The following is an 18,068-nucleotide window of genomic DNA, read 5'->3' as shown; positions in this document are numbered from 1 at the left end:
ATTGAATCGACACTCATTTTTATCCGTCATTCCCGAGTTGTTTTGTCGGGAATCTCATCGCAATAACTGTAGAACTCAGCGAGATCCTCAACAAAATACTTTGAGGATGACGGTGAATAATCTGCGCAGATGGTACTGCAAGTATCGCGACAGCGATGTGGTACGAGCGGGTGAATTCTGCGAACCCTTATCGTTGCATTTTGTTTCCTTAAACCTTGTTCAAGGGACTGCAATGCAAGGGGGTATTCCCATGTGATAGTAGGGCGAGTTTGCCGATAGGCAAGGTTCACGAGCGGACGAGCTCTGCGAATCCTGACCGTCGCCAAGCGCCTAATAGCGATAAACCCCAGTCCTTCTGTGAAGGGCTGGGGTTTTTTCGTTTAAGCGCTTAACGCGCTGAGTACTCGAGCATGGGAAATAAAGAGTTGCCACGCAGTGGCATGAGCGGGCTAAGCTCTGCGAGTCCTGACCATCGCCAAGCGACTCCTTTATAAGAGATGTGATGAATTAGAATTATTTATGATTAATTCATCGTCTTACCTTGAAATTTTATCCTGCATCCCCATTTTATGGTTATCGTTTAAACCAAAGTCTTGTTTAGGCTAATTCAAAGAGAAATAGATATTATGGAACATCAACAAAATCATACGTTCAGTGCTGATACTGGCAAACTTCTTAAATTAATGATCCACTCTTTATACTCAAATAAAGAGATTTTCCTGCGTGAGTTAGTGTCAAATGCAGCCGATGCTGCTGATAAATTACGCTTTAAAGCCCTTTCTGATGGCTCCCTTTTTGAAAATGAGGCAGATCTACGTGTTCGCTTAAACTTCGATGCAGATCTTAAAACCATCACTATTAGCGATAATGGTATTGGCATGACGCGCGATGAGGTCATTGAACATTTAGGTACGATTGCGAAATCAGGAACCAGTGATTTCTTTGAACATCTTTCTGGTGACCAAGTTAAAGACTCGCAACTTATCGGTCAATTTGGTGTTGGTTTTTACTCTTCATTCATTGTTGCTGATAAAGTAACGGTCAATACACGTAAAGCAGGTGAAGATGCTTCAACAGGTACCTGCTGGACTTCAACGGGTGAATCAGATTACACCGTTGCTGATATTGAAAAAGCGGACCGTGGTACTGAAATTATCTTGCACCTTCGTGATGACGAAACTGAATTCTTAAACGATTCAAAATTGCGCTCAATTGTTACTAAATATTCTGACCATATCAGTATTCCTGTGGAAATGTTAACAGCTGCAACAGAAGAGTCTGAGGGAGCTGACGGCGAAAAAGTGCCTGCAACTGAAGCCGTTTGGGAATCAATCAATAAAGCGACGGCGCTTTGGAGCTGTGATAAAAACGAACTTAAAGATGAAGAATACCAAGAGTTCTACAAGCATATCGCTAATGATTTTGAAAACCCGTTAACCTGGACTCATAACAAAGTTGAAGGCGAGCAGGCCTACACAAGCCTACTGTATATTCCTAAACGTGCGCCGTTTGATCTGTGGAACCGCGAAAAAGCGCATGGTCTGAAATTATATGTTCAACGTGTCTTTGTTATGGATGATGCTGAGCAGTTTATGCCGACTTATTTGCGTTTCGTTAAAGGTGTGCTTGATTCAAACGATCTTCCATTAAACGTTTCTCGTGAAATTCTGCAAGATACACGTGTTACCGCTAAATTACGCGGCGCATGTACAAAACGTGTGTTAACAATGTTGACTAAGTTTGCTGCTAAGCATGAAGAGGAATATAACGGTTTCTGGAAAGAGTTTGGTCAAGTATTGAAAGAGGGCCCAGCTGAAGATTCTAAAAATAAAGAAAAAATCGCTAAACTATTCCGCTTCTCTTCAACAAAAACGGATTCAAGCGCGCAAACTGTTTCATTAGATGCATACATCAGCCGTATGATTGAAGGTCAGGATAAGATTTACTACATTACCGCAGACAGTTTTAATGCCGCTAAAAACAGCCCGCACTTAGAAGTGTTACGTGAGAAAGGTATTGAAGTTTTATTGCTTTCTGATCGCGTAGACGAGTGGTTATTAAGCCATCTACCAGAATACGACGGCAAAGTTTTCACTTCTGTTACACAGGGCGATCTAGATTTAGGTAAGCTCGATAGTGAAGAAGAAAAGCAAGAGCAGGAGAAAAAAGAAACTGAATTTGCAAGTTTTGTTGAACGCGTTAAAACAGTGCTCGGAGATAAAGTTAAAGATGTGCGTTTAACGCATCGTTTGACCTCTACGCCATCTTGTATCGTTGCTGATAGCGATGATATGAGCACGCAAATGGCTAAGTTAATGGCGCAAATGGGACAACCTGTACCTGAAAGTAAGCCTGTTTTCGAGATTAACCCTGAGCATGTGATGATTGTTAAATTGGCTGATATGGCTGATGAAGATCTATTCACGCAATGGTCTGAGCTGTTACTTGAACAGGCGATTCTCTCTGAGAAAGGCAGTTTAGATGATCCGTCTGAGTTTGTTGCTCGTATCAATAAGTTGTTATTAGGTTAATATAAAACCTTCAAAAGGCCAGCTTATGCTGGCCTTTTTTGTTTACGGCCTTGAGAAATAGGGCGTAAAAGTGTAAATTCCAACTCAATTTATTAATAGTTAACAAAGGACGCAACAATGCGCATTATCTTACTAGGTGCTCCAGGTGCAGGCAAAGGAACGCAAGCTCAATTTATGATGGATAGATACGATATTCCACAAATTTCTACCGGCGATATGTTGCGTGCCGCTGCAAAAGCGGGCACAGAGCTTGGTTTAAAAGCCAAAGAGTTAATGGATGCAGGGCAACTTGTCTCTGATGAATTAATCATAGGTTTAGTGAAAGAGCGTATCGCTCTCGATGACTGTGCAAAAGGTTTCCTGCTTGATGGTTTTCCGCGCACTATTCCGCAAGCTGATGCGATGAAAGATGCTGGCGTTATTGTTGATTTTGTACTTGAATTTGATGTGCCAGATGAAGAGATAGTTAAACGTATGGCGGGACGCCGAGTTCATTCTGGATCTGGACGTACTTACCATCTCGTTTATAATCCGCCTAAGGTGGAAGGCAAAGATGATCTGACTGGCGATGATTTATCTATTCGCCCTGATGATCAAGAGTCAACGGTCCGTAAGCGTTTAGATATCTACCACGCACAAACAGAGCCGCTTGTCGCTTATTACAAAAATGAAGCTGCGCAAGGCAACGGCGCGCATTATAAATTTGATGGTACAAAAGCTGTTGATGTTATCAGCGGTGAGCTCGCTGAAATTCTTGGTTAATATTTAACCTGAAATTTTATTAGGGGCGTGAAGCCCCTTTTTTGTCGCTGAAATTTATGATATAGGTAAATAATGAATAAAAAAATTGCAGTTTTATTGGTTAATCTGGGTACACCTGAATCTCCTGACAAAAAAAGTGTCAGGAAATTCTTACGCGACTTTTTATCCGATAAGCGTGTTGTTGATACCGCCCGCTTAATCTGGCTGCCGATTCTTTATCTGATTGTCCTGCCGCTTAGATCGCAACGGGTTGCCAAGCTTTATAAAAAAATATGGTTTGAAAATGAATCGCCGTTACGTTTTTATACGCGGTCACAGGCGCAAAAATTAGCGGATAAGCTGGCTTGTGAAAAGATAACTGTTGAGTATGCGATGACCTATGGTAAACCGACAATTGCACAGCAGATGCATAAATTCCAGCAGCAGGGGATCACAAATTTAACTGTATTACCTTTATACCCGCAATATTCAGTCTCCACTACTGCACCTGTTTTTGATCAGCTAAGCGCTGCAATTAAGCAGCAGTTTAACTTCCCCGCGCTTAACTTTATTCACGACTATCATGATCACCCGCTCTATATTAACGCTTTAGTTAACTCGATAAAAACAAGCTGGCAGGAAAAGGGACAATCACAATTATTGGTCTTCTCGTTTCATGGTATTCCTAAGCGCTATGTCACCCTCGGAGATGTTTACCAGCAGCATTGTGAATCGACCGTGCAATTGGTGGTGAGCGCGCTCGGGCTAAGCAAAGAGCAGTATAAGTTGTGTTACCAGTCACGTGTGGGGCGCGAGGAGTGGTTAAAACCATATTTAGATAAAACCCTGCCGGAAATTGCGAAAAGGGGGATACACTCTATCGATATCATTAGCCCGGCATTTTCTTGTGACTGTTTGGAAACCCTGGAAGAATTAGCTATTGATAATAAAGCGCTGTTTTTAGAAAATGGTGGAGAGCAGTATCATTACATTCCCTGTTTAAATGATAGTGAAGAGCATATTCAATTATTTCAAGCATTGGTGAACGGATCTAGGGTTACTCAATCAGAGTGAATAACTCATTATCAATACTGTTCTCGCTGCTTTTTATCAGCCTGCTCAGCGCGTGCTCTGCTACCTCTCCTGTTTCAGAAAAAAGTGCGGGTACAATAGACGTCACGGACAGATCAAATGTGCAAAGATCTGCGGCAATGAAAACCGATGATCTGCTTTTTGTTTTATTGCGCAGTGAATTCCAATATTGGAAAGGGACGCCCTATAGCTTTGGCGGGCAGACTAAAAAAGGCATTGACTGCTCCGCATTAGTGCAAAATGTCTATGAAAACAGTTTTCATCTGCCACTGCCGCGCGTTGCTAAAAGACAAGCCGCAACCGGTTTGTTTGTCTACAAAAATGCTATTCAAGTCGGTGATTTACTGTTTTTCAAAACAGGTTGGAAAGAGCTGCATGTGGGAATCTATATGGGAGATAAGCAATTTTTCCATGCATCAAGCAGTAATGGGGTGATGATTTCATCCCTTGATAATGTTTATTGGCAATCTAAGTATTGGCAAGCTCGGCGCATTATTGATGAGTGATTTAGATAGCAGTGAATGAGCAACCTCTTTGCTTGAAGCTCGCCTGGATAGCTAAGCAATAAAGCGCTGTGCCGGATTTTAGCCGAGATAAAAGAGAACGGCTAGGCACCGTTAGCGGTTCTCTTAGAGACGTTAAGTTGCGTACCAGTAACCAAGATTGACCAACTGAGTAAATAGGGTTAACGCGTTTTTATCTTCGATAAGCAGTTCCAGTAACTCACTGCCGACCTCATCCTGATCGCAAAGATGATGGCCCAACTCAGTGAACCCTTCACAGTTAAATAGTTCCCCATTGATGAACAGCAGTTGCGGCTCTCGTTCGAAGTATACTGCGCGCAATCCACCGATGCGGGTGAATTGTGCTCCCTCATCAAATAGTGCCAGTATCTCAGCACTGCTATGAGGCTGCTCAGGTTCAGCAATATCTAACTCATGTTTTGCTTCACTGATCATTTTTCCAAACCAGGGGATAAGCGCCGCGGGTGTTTGGCATTTTGCCAACATTACTCTATGTAATTCGTTCAATTCCTGCGTTTCAATTTGCCCCGGCTTTTCACGCATCTGCATCTCTCTATCCAGATAGCGCTCAGACGGCTCGTTGCTATCAAGAGAGTAATCGGCAAAACTGCTTAATAGATCATTTTGATCCGGCGCGCGAAAGCCCACGCTGTAATTTATTGCAGCTTCTAGCGCAGTACCTTCGTGTGGATAGCCGCATGGAATATACAATATATCGCCGGGCTCAAGCTCTACATCGATAATCGCAGCAAACGGTTCGCAGTGTTTGAGCGCGCCATGAGCGGCAAACTCTGTCATGGCTAATTTATCGCCCACTCGCCAGTGACGTTTACCTAAGCCTTGGATAATAAATACATCGTAATTATCGATATGCGGGCCAACGCCGCCTCCTGCTGTTGAGTAACTAATCATCAGATCATCAATGCGCCAGTTAGGCAAAAAACGGAAAGGGCGTACTAACTCCTGCGCTTCTACATGCCAGTGATCCACTGCCTGCACCAATAAGCTGGCGCCATCATTTTCCAGTTTTTCAAAGCTGCTAAAGGGGCCTAATTCAGCTTGCCATTGCTGATCGGTTTTATAGACAAGGCGGCTTTCAATTTCCTCTTCCATTGCCAAACCGGCAATTTCATCGGGCATAATGGGATCTTCAAAGTCGATAAACCCTTTTTTAATCACAGTGGGTTTTTTCTGCCAGTAGGTGTCGAGAAAATGGTTGATATCTAAATTGAGTTCGAACATTAAAACCTCATTAAACAGTAAGTAATAAAAATATTATATAACAAACAAAAAAGGCAACCCGTGGGCTGCCTTAAATAAAGTGATGATCTGCGACTTAGTCGACTAGTTTTTCTACTAGTTGGATTGCCTGACCGATATAGTTAGCCGGTGTCATTGCTTTAAGCTGTGCTTTTACAGCATCGGTGAGTTCAAGGGTATCGATGAAATCCGCCATGCCAGCGCCATCAACACGTTTACCGCGAGTCAGCTCTTTCAGTTTTTCGTATGGTTTTTCGATACCGTAACGGCGCATTACCGTCTGAATTGGCTCAGCTAGCACTTCCCAGTTAGCATCTAAATCTTTAAGCATATTGGCTTCATTAGCTTCTAACTTGCTGATCCCTTTAAGGCTTGATTCATATGCGATAACAGAATAACCGATTGCAACACCTAAGTTACGCAGTACAGTTGAATCTGTTAAATCACGCTGCCAGCGGGAAACGGGCAGTTTTGCTGCAAGATGATCAAATATAGCATTTGCCAGCCCTAGGTTACCTTCAGAGTTTTCAAAATCAATCGGGTTAACTTTATGAGGCATAGTAGAAGAGCCGATTTCACCCGCAATTGTTTTTTGTTTGAAGTGACCCAGACAGATATAACCCCACATATCGCGGTCAAAATCTAACAAAATAGTATTGAAACGCGCAATCGCATCAAATAGCTCGGCGATATAATCATGCGGTTCAATTTGTGTGGTGTACGGGTTAAATGTTACGCCCAAGCTGGTTACAAACTCTTCTGCAAAGGCTTGCCAATCAAGTTCAGGGTAAGCGCTAAGGTGTGCGTTGTAGTTACCTACCGCGCCGTTAGTTTTACCTAATACTTGTGTTGCTTCTATCTGTTTAACTTGACGCTGCAGACGCGCGACAACATTAATCAGTTCTTTACCAAGTGTTGTCGGTGAAGCGGGTTGACCGTGTGTGCGGGACATCATTGGAATTGCTTTGTACTCGAGCGCTTTTGCTTTAATCGCAGCAATGATTTTGTTGCAGTAAGGAAGAATAACGTCGCTTTTAGCAGTGCCCAACATTAATGCGTGAGAGAGGTTATTGATATCTTCAGAGGTACATGCAAAATGAATAAACTCAGATACTGCATTTAACTCTGCAATGTTAGCTACTTTTTCTTTTAAGAAGTACTCAACGGCTTTCACATCGTGGTTAGTGGTTGCTTCAATATCTTTAACACGTTGCGCATCAGCTTCGCTGAAGTTAGCAACAATTGCATCAAGATGTGCGTTAGCTTGATCAGAGAATGCGGGAACTTCTGCAATACCGTCAGTTTCTGCTAGTTTTTGTAACCAGCGCACTTCAACTTGTACACGGAATTTGATTAAACCGAATTCACTAAAAATACCACGTAAAAGTTCCGTTTTGCTACCGTAACGGCCGTCAACTGGTGATACAGCTGTTAGTCCTGAAAGTTCCATCTGTTGCTCCTAAGTAAAAGTAGGTTGTTCTAAAGCTATGTAGGTTTAATCATCACTGGTTGATTAAACGCGGTGTAAATTCTGTTTGGCCTGGTGAATAATCGCTTTACGAGAGAACATTAATTGACGGCGTTTGCCCCCAATTTGTCGCCATAAAACAGCCGCCCGGACACCGGCTAATAACAGTGCGCGGATTTTATGCTGAGTCTGCTCCTGTTGCAAGCAAGACGGGTTACCATTCACTTGAATTTTGGGACCTAAATTACTGATCAGGTCTTTATAGATAGAATCCAAATTGCTCAGCACGTTACTGTCATCAATTTCAAAATGGGCCAGCTGCCGTTGTACTTGATTGATGCGCTCGCCGAGCATATTCAGGGCAGAGCCATTGGCAGTTAGTTTCTTTTCAAGGGCAAGCATGCCAATAATATATTTAGTTACCTGCAAATTGCGTTTGTTGCCGCTGTTGTCCAGTTGCTCAATCATACTTTTAAAACCAACAGCCAGTGATTCATACCCGCCAAAAATTTCTAATGGTGAATCACTCTCGGTGCGCATAATTGAGCGCAGGGAGGCGTCAAAGGCCGCCGCATCGGGGCACAGTCCTTTAGTTGCAAGTTTATCCACCAGATAAGCCGCCTGGCACATAGCCGCGAACGCGATACTACGAGATTGTAAATTATGGAATGACATGATTTTATTTCTCTTGTTGTAAATGCTGTTCAATAATTGCGCCACCTAGGCATACTTCATCGATGTAAAATACCGCTGATTGGCCCGGAGTTACCGCCGCTTGTGGTTCGTCGAAAATTACTTCTAAGGTGTCATCATCAATGGGCGTCACAGTGCAAGGAATATCCTGTTGACGATAACGGGTTTTTACCGTGCATCTAAACGGTTTGCTTTTAATGGTTCGGTCTACCCAATCGCACTGTTTAGCAATAAGGCCGTAGGAAAATAGTGCAGGGTGATCAGCGCCTTGCGCGACCAATAAACGGTTATTTTCCATATCTTTGCCAACCACATACCAGGGATTTTCATTGGAGTTCTGTAACCCGCCGATACCCAACCCTTTACGTTGGCCTAGCGTGTGGTACATCAGCCCCTGATGTTGACCAATCACTTCACCTGTTGGGGTGAGAATATCTCCCGGCTGTGCCGGTAAGTACTCTTGCAGGAATTCTGTGAATTTACGCTCACCGATAAAGCAGATGCCGGTGCTGTCTTTTTTATTGGCAGTGATTAAATCTTGCTCTTCAGCGATACGGCGCACCTCAGGTTTCTCTAATTCGCCAACGGGGAACAGTGTCTTAGCTATCTGTTTTTCACCCACGGCATATAAGAAATAACTTTGGTCTTTATTATTATCGAGTCCACGTAACAGCTGCACATGACCATTTTTTTTACGGCGGCGCACATAGTGACCTGTAGCAATATAATCGGCACCGAGATCTTCCGCAGCAAATTCTAAAAATGCTTTGAATTTAATCTCTTTATTACACATGATGTCAGGATTTGGGGTACGCCCTGCTTTATACTCAGCAAGAAAATGTTCAAAGACATTGTCCCAGTATTCCGCTGCAAAATTGATAGTGTGTAAGATGATTCCTAACTTATCACAGACTGCTTGCGCATCCTGAAGGTCCTGAGCTGCGGCACAATACTTATCAGTATCATCCTCTTCCCAGTTCTTCATAAATAGCCCTTCAACCTGGTATCCCTGTTGCTGTAACAGATACGCGGATACGGATGAATCGACACCGCCGGACATTCCGACGATCACTTTAATTTGGCTATTGTCTGTCATAAAGAACTCTCTTACTGATTTGGAACGTGATTTTAACAGAATTTAAATAAGAAAGCAGGGGGGATTTGTGCTCTTAAAGCCTATAAATTTACTCTGTATACAGGGGCTTTACCGATCCCATGCGCCGTGCGGGAACCTATTTATTGCTAATATCAAGTTGCAAACCCTTGTGATATTTTCGCGTCGACCGCTATATTATGCTGGAGTTTATTTTACTCCTATTACTCTACTTTGCGGAACGACTAAGCTGCGCTATCGGTAATAACGATTCCGATAGCACGGGAGGGAGATGTAATTGTTAGTTGAAAATGACTTTTATCCCGGATATTTTTTAAATGCGGCAGTTGCTAGGAATAAATCAGCCTTATTGTGTAATAAAGAAACGGAAAAACCTCTTTAAGATCTACTTTTGTGCTGATTTAGGCTATTCAATTGTTTATTTTGTAATTATATTTCACTTTACTATTTACATTAAAGTGTGATCTAGGTAACATTTATTTGTCCACTGAGGACAGCAAATAAAATTATAAAAGGAAATTATTATGGATATGCAAGCATTTCACACAGCACAAAACTTTCTAGCCTATAGCAACAGTGAAAAAAGCAAGAAGAATAAGAGCGCTAAGAGCAAATTTACTTTTCCATTCTTTAAAAAGTGATGAGAAAAGCACTGGTTAGAGAAAACCAAACTTCAAAAATAAATATAACAGCGGAAGTGGATCTTTATAACAGATAAAAGGAAAATATCTTCCGCTTTATTTATGGTTACTACTCATTTAAAAAAAATGCCTCCTTGCCTGCAACTTTCCCTGTTTGCAGATAGTCAGTTAACAAATCAGCCATTCAGTTTATTCTTATTTGATCGTCCTTAATAGCGAATTGACATCTGCGTTATCTAATTAACTAAATTCGGTTCAAAGTCATATTGAGCATATCTTGTAATCTGCGCATCTAATAACGCTTTATCTTCATAAAATGAAAATACCATCTCTGCAATTTCGTGCAGTGCCTCTTTATCTTCACTGTGGATGCAAAAGCTCATCGTTTCATCGCCAAATGTGATTTTTTCCAGCAGGGTTGGATTTTTTTCTGCAAGCATATTTTCTATCAATAAAGCCCAGTCCTCGCCATCACCTAAAAAATCATGCAATTCAAATGCAGACCATTTTAAATCACTTAACATAAGGGTATGGTCTTTTTTGAAACTTGAAAACAGAAAAGGTTGGTAAGCATTTGCTTGTTTCATAATGTCTCTCTGAGTAAATGGATGAAATATATATTTTTCGGATTGTCTTCATCCTACATGCTTACTATCTTTTTAATGCAGCCCGCATCAAAATTTTGAATTTAAAAAGTAAAGATTTTCAAATGGTCGGGGAAAATTATTGTTTTTATGAGAAGGGAACAGCGGAATTTTAAAAGCAGAAGCAGCTGGTTAATTTTCTGATTTGCAGGTTTGTCGTTGTAAACCGGCACCACTTTCATTATTGCTGTTTTGCATTGCCCGAAGGGAGTTTCACCCTTTGACTGCGTGTAGATGATGAGAAATAGCAACGCAGTTTTTAGTTCGAGGGCAGCGTTTCTCAACAGTAATTCAAATAGGGTAAAGAGAGTTGTGTTTGTCGCAATAACTCACAGTGCAGTAGGCAGGAACTATGCGCCTGCCCGTCTTTTTTTAGTTCAGAATCTCGATGATCTCTCTCGATGCTTCGATTAAGCGAACAACCCGATCTTCAATTTGCACCGTTATTATGCCTTGGAGATCGACGGGAACGACAATGTGAGCGCTATGGTAGATCTCTGCTTCAAGTGTTTCACCAACGTTAAGCTTTTTTTGCCATCCTGGCGGCAATTGGCCTCCTCGTGCAACTTTCTTTTGTAATCCAGGCGGAACTGTTTTTTCTTTATCGGATTTAGCCTCTACGCTGCTAAGGCCCAACGAGAGCATAAGAGTTAAAATAGTGACCATTATTTTTTTCATATTAATCAATCTCATATTAGGGTGAAAATAGAATATCCAGCATAGGCATGAACGAATGAGCTGAAACTAATAAGTTAGAATACCACTATTTGCATATCTATGATTGATTTAACGAATAAATCTAATCATGTCTAACGTAACGCCATTGGAGAGCGGCTTCCAATACATCTCACCATATAAAATACATTCATTCACCGCGAAAGGGCGGGCATAATTACTGTGCCAGCACAAATCTACTATAATCATTTTATCGATAAATATATTTCCGCTGCGCGCTGATGGGAGTGAGGGGGAATACATAATTTATCCCGTTAAAAAGGAAAATAAATGACTCAACAACCGATAAAAGTGTATTTATTTCGTTGGGCTGGTTCTTGGGGGCCCTTCCAAGTCAAAATTCCTTGTGGTGAATGTACCTTAACCAAAGATGTGATCCTCGACACTATTAACAAAGAATTATCTGGGATTCCAGTAGAATTAGAATGCAGGGAGTGGCTTAGTGAATGGTGGAAACCGTTATTGAAAGGCGGATGGCATGCACCTATAGTGATAGTCGGAGGTAAGGTTATTAGTCAAGGAAGTGCGCTGAATCGAGGGCTTCTCACACAAGCCGTCATTGAAGTTTATGCAAAACAAGTGAAAATCACGGGGAACCACCTTTTTGGAAAAGAAACTTGTCCTCATTGTAAACGTGCGAAAGGGTATCTTGAACAAGCCGGCATCACTTATGATTATCACGATGTCGTTAGTAGTCCACGTGATTTGTATGAGATGCTTGCCAGAGTAAAACCTCATATTGGTCCTAAAACACCAATAACGGTTCCGCAGATCTGGAGCGATGGTCATTATATCGGCGGCGCAGATAAGCTTCGCGATGTCGTCAAACAAAATGTTGAGCCTAATTATGATCGCGGGCAATGCTCACTGTCTCCTTCCGAAGATAAATAAGTGCAGATCCGGTTTTTCGTTAAATTTAAAAGCAATCAGTTAAAATATGCTCTGTTGTATTAACCACCACAAGCGCTTACTTTCGCCCTTTGAGGGCTGAATCAAATAAACCTCCGGCTCAACCGGTAAGTTAACGCTCGTTAATCAATGCGGGGTTTTGTAGCGCGAGAAGACGTTGTTGCTTGATTAATGAGGGAATAACAAAAGGAGGTTTGTCATCGCTAATATGGCATCGCCATTGTTGCAGGCTGGCTTCCGGGTAATAGTTAAATTCGCAGCAATTAGCATCGAGTAACACCTGACAGATACTTTTACTGTGGGCATCACTACGGTCCATTAATACGGAATCTCCCCGGCTGCTTAAATCATGCTGCAGATGAATTTTGTGCAAAACCTCAGTTGCAGACAACTCAGGTGACTGCGCTAACCATTGTTGAAAGCGCTCTTGGCGTTTAGCTAACACAGCCTCTGTATTGAGCGCAGATGAGCTAAACAGCATTGCCGGTTGACTCGCATTATTAATACTTAAATGCCGACCATTCCAGCATAAATGTAAGCATTCACGACTAGAAATCAGCATTAAATCAAAGGGGTTGTAGTATTGATAGTTTTGCTCAGACAGGTGTTTTTTAACAAGGCTAACGTTGCCATAGGCTAAGGCCTGCGGAATGATATTTCCACGAGTGGGCGCCGTACTAGATTGAGGGTCTTGATAGCGATTGAGTAAGGCGAGTACCACACCCAGATTATTAACACCAAACCATGTGCCTCCGGCTTGTCCGTCTATTGGGTAGAGTTGCTCAATCCCATCTTGTTGCTGCTCTTTTAAACCAGCTTCATGGCGTGAGCGCGATTCATCACGGTTCATGGTTATCACCAAGGAATTGCTTAAACGCAGCACGCTAAGTGTACACATATTAATGACTTTGCTGACGCAGGTAACTGGCTGTACCAGGTGCTATGCCTATTACTTCATCGACCTGGATATCTAACTCTTTTGCCACTAATTTGGCATAGGCCAAATGATGCACGGTATGGTTAATCAGGTAACATAATTCCCGGCTTAGGCTGCTATCAAACAGCATGTTTTGTTGCTGCTTTAAGGAAATTTCCGACTCAACCTTCACCGCGCGTTCTTTTAATTCTGCATGAGGTTGGTTGAACCATTCAATTAACTGCTTAATTAACTGCAAAGCCAACCCTGCATCATTTTCAATTTCGCTGTCGCGATGGCGGCTATTGTAGTCAATATTATCATTGATTAAACCCTGCTGAAACGCTAAAAAATGATCCAGAATATGGCGAATATGTTTGCCAATGCCTGATTCGCTATGGATTGAAGGTTGGTTATAATATTTTCCTTCACTCGCTATCACTAATTGTTGTACTTGCAGTAGTGCCTCTACTGTCGCTTCACGCAGCTGCTTCATTGTTGCTCCATTTGTTTAAAAAATCTCTGCCCTTTATATGACCGAGGTAATGGCAAAAATATTTCCCTCGAGGGCGCTTAAATCAATAATAGTTTATTCACCTTTGGATTGGTTAAGTGAATGTTTACTGAAAAACAGATCTTACCTTTAATTTTTAGCTACAAAAACACTATTTTTATAGACCGGCGCACAGTGCTGTCATCTCAGCCATGCAAAAAAAACAGACTAATGTGAAATATTTACAAGCCTGCCTAGGTCTAATAGTTCAGTTGCAGTAAATAAGGACATAAAATGAAACTTGCAAATATTTCAATAAAAATATTGTTATTGCTGTCTATTTTCAGCTTCCGTTCAGCCCTGGCTGTAGATCAAGTTTATACCGGCTATTTTAGTCATAAGGCGATATCAGGGTTTGATGCGGTTGCTTTTTTTAGCGAACAAAAACCGGTTAAGGGCTCGGCAAAATTTAGCCTTGAATATAAAGGGGCCGATTGGTATTTCAGCAGTCAGCACAATTTAGAACAGTTTAAAAAAAATCCGGGTTATTTTGCGCCGCAGTACGGTGGTTACTGCGCATGGGCAATGGCTGAGAATAAAACGGCAGCGGGCAATGCACCGTTTTGGACAATTTATCAGGATAAGCTGTACCTTAATTACGATCAAGAAATACAAGATCGGTGGTTCGCAGATAAAAATAACTTTATTAAAAAAGCCACTGAAAACTGGGCGAAAATGGATAAAAAATAATGGTGCGACTGAGTAAAACTAAGGTTGTTAGCTGGTTGATTGTATTGTGGGTAAGTAAAGTTTTTCTGTTTTCACTCCCTCACAAGTTCAGCTTACACCCGGATACACAGCATATTTTTGGCATAATAGGACAATGGATGACGGGGATTCTCACGGTGGATATAGGCACCTGGTTCAGCAATTACGGATCTTATGCGGTGGGCTCTTTTGAGCTAATTGTGAGCATGATTTTATTGTTACCCGCGTTATTGTGGTTATTAACTAAAGTTAACTTGCTGCGGCGTGTGCCTAATCAGTTTTTAATGCATGCCGCGGGTGGTTTACTCGCTGTTTTTGTTATGAGTGGCGCTGTATTTTTTCATCTGCTGACACCTCTTGGGATAGAGGTGGTACACGAAGGACAAAGTGACCATGGCAGTTTATTTTATGCGGCCACTTCCATTGTGTTTTTGGGGCTTATTCTTTTTGTTATTAATATTCGCAGTTACAAATTGGAATTAACCCGGAAAAATCTGCACACGAGGGGGTCAACTTGCTGACACGCATCGCACTGGTTGTTTCATATATTTTATATTGTATTAGGTTTCTAGTTGGACCCTGGAAGTATTTTCAGCTCAATGCTACCTACTTTAATGAACAACGTAATCTGTTTTCTAAATTAGATATGGATGCACGTATTCCCAAACAATGGCAGCTTGAGCAGTTTATGGATATTGCTAATAACAACCCCAGTGCTTACCCTGTTTTTATGAAACCTGAATGGGGGCAAAACTCACAGGGCATTGTGCGTATTGATAACTTACTCGCGCTGCAGAAAATACGCCAGAAACGCAGCCCAAGCCCGCCATTTTATCTGCTTCAGCAAGCTGCACCGGAAAAACGCGAATTTGAAATCTTTGTTATTCCAGAAAAAGATAATTTACAGCAATTTTCCGTTTTATCTATTACTGAAACCTGTAACAGCGGCGATGATCCTCTGCCGATTAACGGTATCTACAATGACCATACCTACTATACGGACTGTTTAGGCCTGCTTAGCTTGACTCAACAACAGAAAATTTGGTCGCATCTTAAACAAATTGGTGAATTTCGTATTGTCCGTTATGGCGTTCGTGCTGATTCGCTGGAAAGTCTGATTGCGGGGCAGTTTCATGTTATTGAAATCAACCTTTATGTCCCTATGCCGCTGATTTTATTAGTGCAAGATGTTGGTTTTTGGCAAAAAATTAAATTTATACGGCGCAGTATGAAGCAGTTAGCCAAAGTCACCACAATGATTCCGCGCACCCAGGCCGTTAAATCGGTGTTTTTTAATAAATTAAAATTGGCTCAGCGTTTAAAAAGAGCCACTAAAAATGAGACTTCATTATGATTCAGTTGAAAAAGATCCTTTATGCATGGATAAGTAAAAAATTTATGGGCGGCTGTAGTCATTATAATGATCTGCGTGTGCGTAAAAGTTGCCGCAGCAAGGAACAAGCAAGAGATGTTTTTGCCGCGGCTAATGTCCCGCATGCGCAGGGATTAATCTTTTTAAACCCTTTAAAAGCAATAAAATTTGCCAAAGAAGTTGGCTTTCCTTTGGTGATCAAACCTAATGTCAGTGGCTTTTCACGGGGCAGTTATTTTCCGATTCAAAACCACAAAGAACTGTGGCGGGCGATTTTATTAGCCAAATTATGGTGGCCCTATACGGTTGTAGAGCAATATTTACAGGGCAACAATTATCGTGTGGTAGTGGCAAACGGGCAGATAATGTCAGTGTTACAGCGTTATGCTCCTTTTGTAACCGGTGATGGGATCTCTTCGATCAGCGAGTTGATTGACCGGGAAAATAGCATCAGAGAAGAGATGAATTTATACCCTTGTATTTCGCCACTGCAAAAAGGCCAACAAACGTTAACCTTTTTAGCCAAAAAAGGTTATAACTTGGCAACTGTACCTCAATTAAATGAACAGGTTCTGCTATTTTATCGCATCTCATTAGCACCCGGTGGCGTGGTTGAAGTGATTGATAAAGAGACTATTCCAGAGGTGAATCAAAGATTGTTTAAAGATGTGCTGAAGCGCTTCGATGCCAATATATTAGGCATTGATGTGATTATGGAGAAGGGTATTACGACGGATTATCAACAGCAAAAATGTATTTTTTTAGAGGTTAACTCACGTCCCTATTTAAAAATGCATGAGTTCCCCCGTTATGGTAAAGCTGAAGATCTGTCGGTGCATTTTGCACAATTGGAAAAGCTTAATATCCAACAAACAGATACCTATTAATGAGAAGCTTAGTCCGCAGCTTTTATCTATTTGTCGCAATACACTCCTTTCTGATCGGTTTGTTACCCATCTTTATTCCGGTTATTCTTTGGAATAAAGGGCTTTCGCTCAACGAGATTGCCCATTTTATCGCGCTTAGCGCAATCGGTTTTATTATTGCGCTGTATTTTTGGGATAGGTTACGTGCGGCAGGGGACTGGTCAAAGATAGTGGCGCTCTCTTTTGTCTTGGAAATATTACTGGTGATCATCTTATTATGGGATTTTTCGCCCATACTATTATCGTTCGGCGCATTGATCAATGGCGCAGCCGGGTGTTTTTACTGGTCAACTCAACGGGTTTTATTTCAACGTATTACGCAAACAAAAAACAGTGGTGCGCGCTTTGCTAATTTTCAAATTTTAGTGATGATTGCATTAAAATTAGGTATCTTGCTGGGCAGTTATTTATTAGCAGCCGCACAGATTAACCTGCTGCTTATTATTTTTATGAGTATCTCCACCCTCGGTTATTGGCTGCTTAGATACAGGCTGGCTAGCCAGATTGAACTATTAAGTACCAGTCAGCCCAGTGCTTTTTCTCTGCTTGAGGTGATTAACTTTAAAGACACTTTTAAGTCGAAAATGATTTTTTTAATTGATGGTCTCTTTTTATTCCTGGAAAGCTATTTTTGGGTGTTGTCATTATATCTTCTGACCCAACAAAACCTCTTAAAACTGGGCTTGCTGATTGTGCTTTTAAGCGTACTTTTAGCCTTTATATTCTACGTTATCAAAAAGCGTATTGACCGTACTAACGCCCAGCGCATCTTCACTATCGCAGTGTTCGGTTATGCTATCTCCTGGCTGCTGCGCGGGCAATTAAGTCTGCAGGAAGGCCCACTTCTCTTATATTCAGGTGTATTGCTGATTGCCTTTTTAAGCAGCTTTTTTCGCCTCGCGTTTAACAAACGTTTTTATGATATCGCAAGCTTAGCGCAGCCCATTCAATATATTATCTGCAAAAGTTATTATTCTCAGTTTGCTTTGCTATTGTTTTTCAGTCTTGCAGGTTACTTTTTCAATAGCAGTGACGCGCCACTGCAACAACTACAGCATTTATATCTGCTGATTATCCCATTGGTTTTTGTTTATCTATTTTATGGGCGTACACAAACCAGAGGGGCTGGCAAGCTAATTTAATAGAACGTCTATGATTTTTCGGCCTCAATATTGGTCATTGATAGTAGTAAACAAATAGAAAATACAGCGTTATCAACGAAGTGTCGTTAATAAATTAGA

19 protein-coding genes are annotated in these 18,068 nt (G+C 41.5%); 11 read left to right on the top strand and 8 right to left on the bottom strand.

Annotation, left to right across the window (positions count from 1 at the left end; all coding sequences use genetic code 11):
• The 5 genes from ACJAT7_RS06835 to ACJAT7_RS06815 all read left to right on the top strand — a co-directional run.
• A partial coding sequence (locus ACJAT7_RS06835; RefSeq protein WP_415226051.1) for a hypothetical protein occupies nucleotides 1–256 on the top strand: 256 nt, incomplete at its 5' end.
• Nucleotides 257–626: 370 nt separating this feature from the next.
• A complete protein-coding gene (gene htpG, locus ACJAT7_RS06830) occupies nucleotides 627–2,531 on the top strand; it encodes a molecular chaperone HtpG (RefSeq protein WP_415226050.1) in 1,905 nt (634 codons plus the stop codon).
• A 117-nt stretch (nucleotides 2,532–2,648) separates the two neighbouring features.
• Nucleotides 2,649–3,293, top strand: coding sequence for an adenylate kinase (adk, locus tag ACJAT7_RS06825; protein ID WP_415226049.1), 645 nt, complete (start codon nucleotides 2,649–2,651; stop codon nucleotides 3,291–3,293).
• 72 nt (nucleotides 3,294–3,365) lie between these two features.
• On the top strand, nucleotides 3,366–4,346 hold the full coding sequence (gene hemH, locus ACJAT7_RS06820) for a ferrochelatase (protein WP_415226048.1): 981 nt from the start codon (nucleotides 3,366–3,368) through the stop codon (nucleotides 4,344–4,346).
• Entirely contained in the window at nucleotides 4,343–4,870 is a 528-nt protein-coding gene (locus ACJAT7_RS06815; protein WP_415226047.1) for a C40 family peptidase, read from the top strand. The genes hemH and ACJAT7_RS06815 overlap by 4 nt, the downstream gene beginning before the upstream one ends.
• Nucleotides 4,871–5,002: 132 nt before the next feature.
• Here the strand turns inward: ACJAT7_RS06815 and ACJAT7_RS06810 are convergent, their stop codons facing one another.
• From ACJAT7_RS06810 to ACJAT7_RS06785, 6 genes are all read right to left on the bottom strand, one after another.
• Nucleotides 5,003–6,130, bottom strand: coding sequence for a JmjC domain-containing protein (locus ACJAT7_RS06810; RefSeq protein ID WP_415226046.1), 1,128 nt, complete (start codon nucleotides 6,128–6,130; stop codon nucleotides 5,003–5,005).
• Between the two features lie 94 nt (nucleotides 6,131–6,224).
• The gene (purB, locus tag ACJAT7_RS06805) at nucleotides 6,225–7,598 is read right to left on the bottom strand and encodes an adenylosuccinate lyase (protein ID WP_415226045.1); all 1,374 of its coding nucleotides are present in this window, start codon (nucleotides 7,596–7,598) and stop codon (nucleotides 6,225–6,227) included.
• A 63-nt stretch (nucleotides 7,599–7,661) separates the two neighbouring features.
• Entirely contained in the window at nucleotides 7,662–8,291 is a 630-nt protein-coding gene (gene hflD, locus ACJAT7_RS06800) for a high frequency lysogenization protein HflD (protein ID WP_415226044.1), read from the bottom strand.
• Nucleotides 8,292–8,295: 4 nt separating this feature from the next.
• Nucleotides 8,296–9,444, bottom strand: coding sequence for a tRNA 2-thiouridine(34) synthase MnmA (gene mnmA / locus ACJAT7_RS06795; RefSeq protein WP_415226053.1), 1,149 nt, complete (start codon nucleotides 9,442–9,444; stop codon nucleotides 8,296–8,298).
• Nucleotides 9,445–10,300: 856 nt separating this feature from the next.
• Entirely contained in the window at nucleotides 10,301–10,651 is a 351-nt protein-coding gene (locus ACJAT7_RS06790) for an Imm51 family immunity protein (protein WP_415226043.1), read from the bottom strand.
• Between the two features lie 429 nt (nucleotides 10,652–11,080).
• On the bottom strand, nucleotides 11,081–11,386 hold the full coding sequence (locus ACJAT7_RS06785) for a hypothetical protein (protein WP_415226042.1): 306 nt from the start codon (nucleotides 11,384–11,386) through the stop codon (nucleotides 11,081–11,083).
• A 327-nt stretch (nucleotides 11,387–11,713) separates the two neighbouring features.
• On the opposite strand from ACJAT7_RS06785, the gene ACJAT7_RS06780 reads away from it, so the two are divergent.
• Nucleotides 11,714–12,334 (top strand): glutaredoxin family protein, encoded by a 621-nt coding sequence (locus ACJAT7_RS06780; RefSeq protein ID WP_415226041.1) that lies wholly within the window; start codon nucleotides 11,714–11,716, stop codon nucleotides 12,332–12,334.
• 130 nt (nucleotides 12,335–12,464) lie between these two features.
• Here the strand turns inward: ACJAT7_RS06780 and ACJAT7_RS06775 are convergent, their stop codons facing one another.
• Entirely contained in the window at nucleotides 12,465–13,250 is a 786-nt protein-coding gene (locus tag ACJAT7_RS06775; protein WP_415226040.1) for an NRDE family protein, read from the bottom strand.
• Nucleotide 13,251: 1 nt separating this feature from the next.
• Entirely contained in the window at nucleotides 13,252–13,764 is a 513-nt protein-coding gene (locus ACJAT7_RS06770) for a DinB family protein (protein WP_415226039.1), read from the bottom strand.
• Between the two features lie 291 nt (nucleotides 13,765–14,055).
• Between ACJAT7_RS06770 and ACJAT7_RS06765 the strand changes: the two genes are divergently transcribed.
• The 5 genes from ACJAT7_RS06765 to ACJAT7_RS06745 are packed head-to-tail and all read left to right on the top strand — an operon-like array spanning nucleotide 14,056 to nucleotide 17,969.
• Nucleotides 14,056–14,511 carry a YHS domain-containing (seleno)protein gene (locus tag ACJAT7_RS06765; protein ID WP_415226038.1) on the top strand — a complete coding sequence of 152 codons (456 nt, stop codon included), beginning with the start codon at nucleotides 14,056–14,058 and terminating at the stop codon, nucleotides 14,509–14,511.
• Nucleotides 14,511–15,050, top strand: a complete 540-nt coding sequence (locus ACJAT7_RS06760; protein WP_415226037.1) for a hypothetical protein — start codon at nucleotides 14,511–14,513, stop codon at nucleotides 15,048–15,050. The genes ACJAT7_RS06765 and ACJAT7_RS06760 overlap by 1 nt, the downstream gene beginning before the upstream one ends.
• Nucleotides 15,044–15,883: a hypothetical protein gene (locus ACJAT7_RS06755; protein ID WP_415226036.1), complete on the top strand. Its 840-nt coding sequence runs from the start codon at nucleotides 15,044–15,046 to the stop codon at nucleotides 15,881–15,883. The genes ACJAT7_RS06760 and ACJAT7_RS06755 overlap by 7 nt, the downstream gene beginning before the upstream one ends.
• Nucleotides 15,880–16,788: a cyanophycin synthetase gene (locus tag ACJAT7_RS06750; protein WP_415226035.1), complete on the top strand. Its 909-nt coding sequence runs from the start codon at nucleotides 15,880–15,882 to the stop codon at nucleotides 16,786–16,788. Before ACJAT7_RS06755 ends, ACJAT7_RS06750 begins: the two co-directional genes overlap by 4 nt.
• Nucleotides 16,788–17,969, top strand: a complete 1,182-nt coding sequence (locus tag ACJAT7_RS06745; protein WP_415226034.1) for an MFS transporter — start codon at nucleotides 16,788–16,790, stop codon at nucleotides 17,967–17,969. Before ACJAT7_RS06750 ends, ACJAT7_RS06745 begins: the two co-directional genes overlap by 1 nt.
• Nucleotides 17,970–18,068 lie beyond the last annotated feature (99 nt).

The organism is Psychromonas sp. (genome assembly GCF_047632995.1).
Lineage (GTDB): Bacteria > Pseudomonadota > Gammaproteobacteria > Enterobacterales > Psychromonadaceae > Psychromonas.
The sequence above is the reverse complement of the archived record's forward strand: the minus strand, read 5'-3'. Positions and strand labels throughout refer to the sequence as shown.

Excerpts from the sequence above, each read along its gene's own strand:
- htpG (WP_415226050.1), top strand. The coding sequence starts at position 627 with ATGGAACATCAACAAAATCATACGTTCAGTGCTGATACTGGCAAACTT.
- adk (WP_415226049.1), top strand. The coding sequence starts at position 2,649 with ATGCGCATTATCTTACTAGGTGCTCCAGGTGCAGGCAAAGGAACGCAA.
- hemH (WP_415226048.1), top strand. The coding sequence starts at position 3,366 with ATGAATAAAAAAATTGCAGTTTTATTGGTTAATCTGGGTACACCTGAA.
- ACJAT7_RS06810 (WP_415226046.1), bottom strand. The coding sequence starts at position 6,130 with ATGTTCGAACTCAATTTAGATATCAACCATTTTCTCGACACCTACTGG.
- purB (WP_415226045.1), bottom strand. The coding sequence starts at position 7,598 with ATGGAACTTTCAGGACTAACAGCTGTATCACCAGTTGACGGCCGTTAC.
- hflD (WP_415226044.1), bottom strand. The coding sequence starts at position 8,291 with ATGTCATTCCATAATTTACAATCTCGTAGTATCGCGTTCGCGGCTATG.
- ACJAT7_RS06790 (WP_415226043.1), bottom strand. The coding sequence starts at position 10,651 with ATGAAACAAGCAAATGCTTACCAACCTTTTCTGTTTTCAAGTTTCAAA.
- ACJAT7_RS06785 (WP_415226042.1), bottom strand. The coding sequence starts at position 11,386 with ATGAAAAAAATAATGGTCACTATTTTAACTCTTATGCTCTCGTTGGGC.
- ACJAT7_RS06780 (WP_415226041.1), top strand. The coding sequence starts at position 11,714 with ATGACTCAACAACCGATAAAAGTGTATTTATTTCGTTGGGCTGGTTCT.
- ACJAT7_RS06775 (WP_415226040.1), bottom strand. The coding sequence starts at position 13,250 with ATGTGTACACTTAGCGTGCTGCGTTTAAGCAATTCCTTGGTGATAACC.
- ACJAT7_RS06770 (WP_415226039.1), bottom strand. The coding sequence starts at position 13,764 with ATGAAGCAGCTGCGTGAAGCGACAGTAGAGGCACTACTGCAAGTACAA.
- ACJAT7_RS06765 (WP_415226038.1), top strand. The coding sequence starts at position 14,056 with ATGAAACTTGCAAATATTTCAATAAAAATATTGTTATTGCTGTCTATT.
- ACJAT7_RS06760 (WP_415226037.1), top strand. The coding sequence starts at position 14,511 with ATGGTGCGACTGAGTAAAACTAAGGTTGTTAGCTGGTTGATTGTATTG.
- ACJAT7_RS06750 (WP_415226035.1), top strand. The coding sequence starts at position 15,880 with ATGATTCAGTTGAAAAAGATCCTTTATGCATGGATAAGTAAAAAATTT.
- ACJAT7_RS06745 (WP_415226034.1), top strand. The coding sequence starts at position 16,788 with ATGAGAAGCTTAGTCCGCAGCTTTTATCTATTTGTCGCAATACACTCC.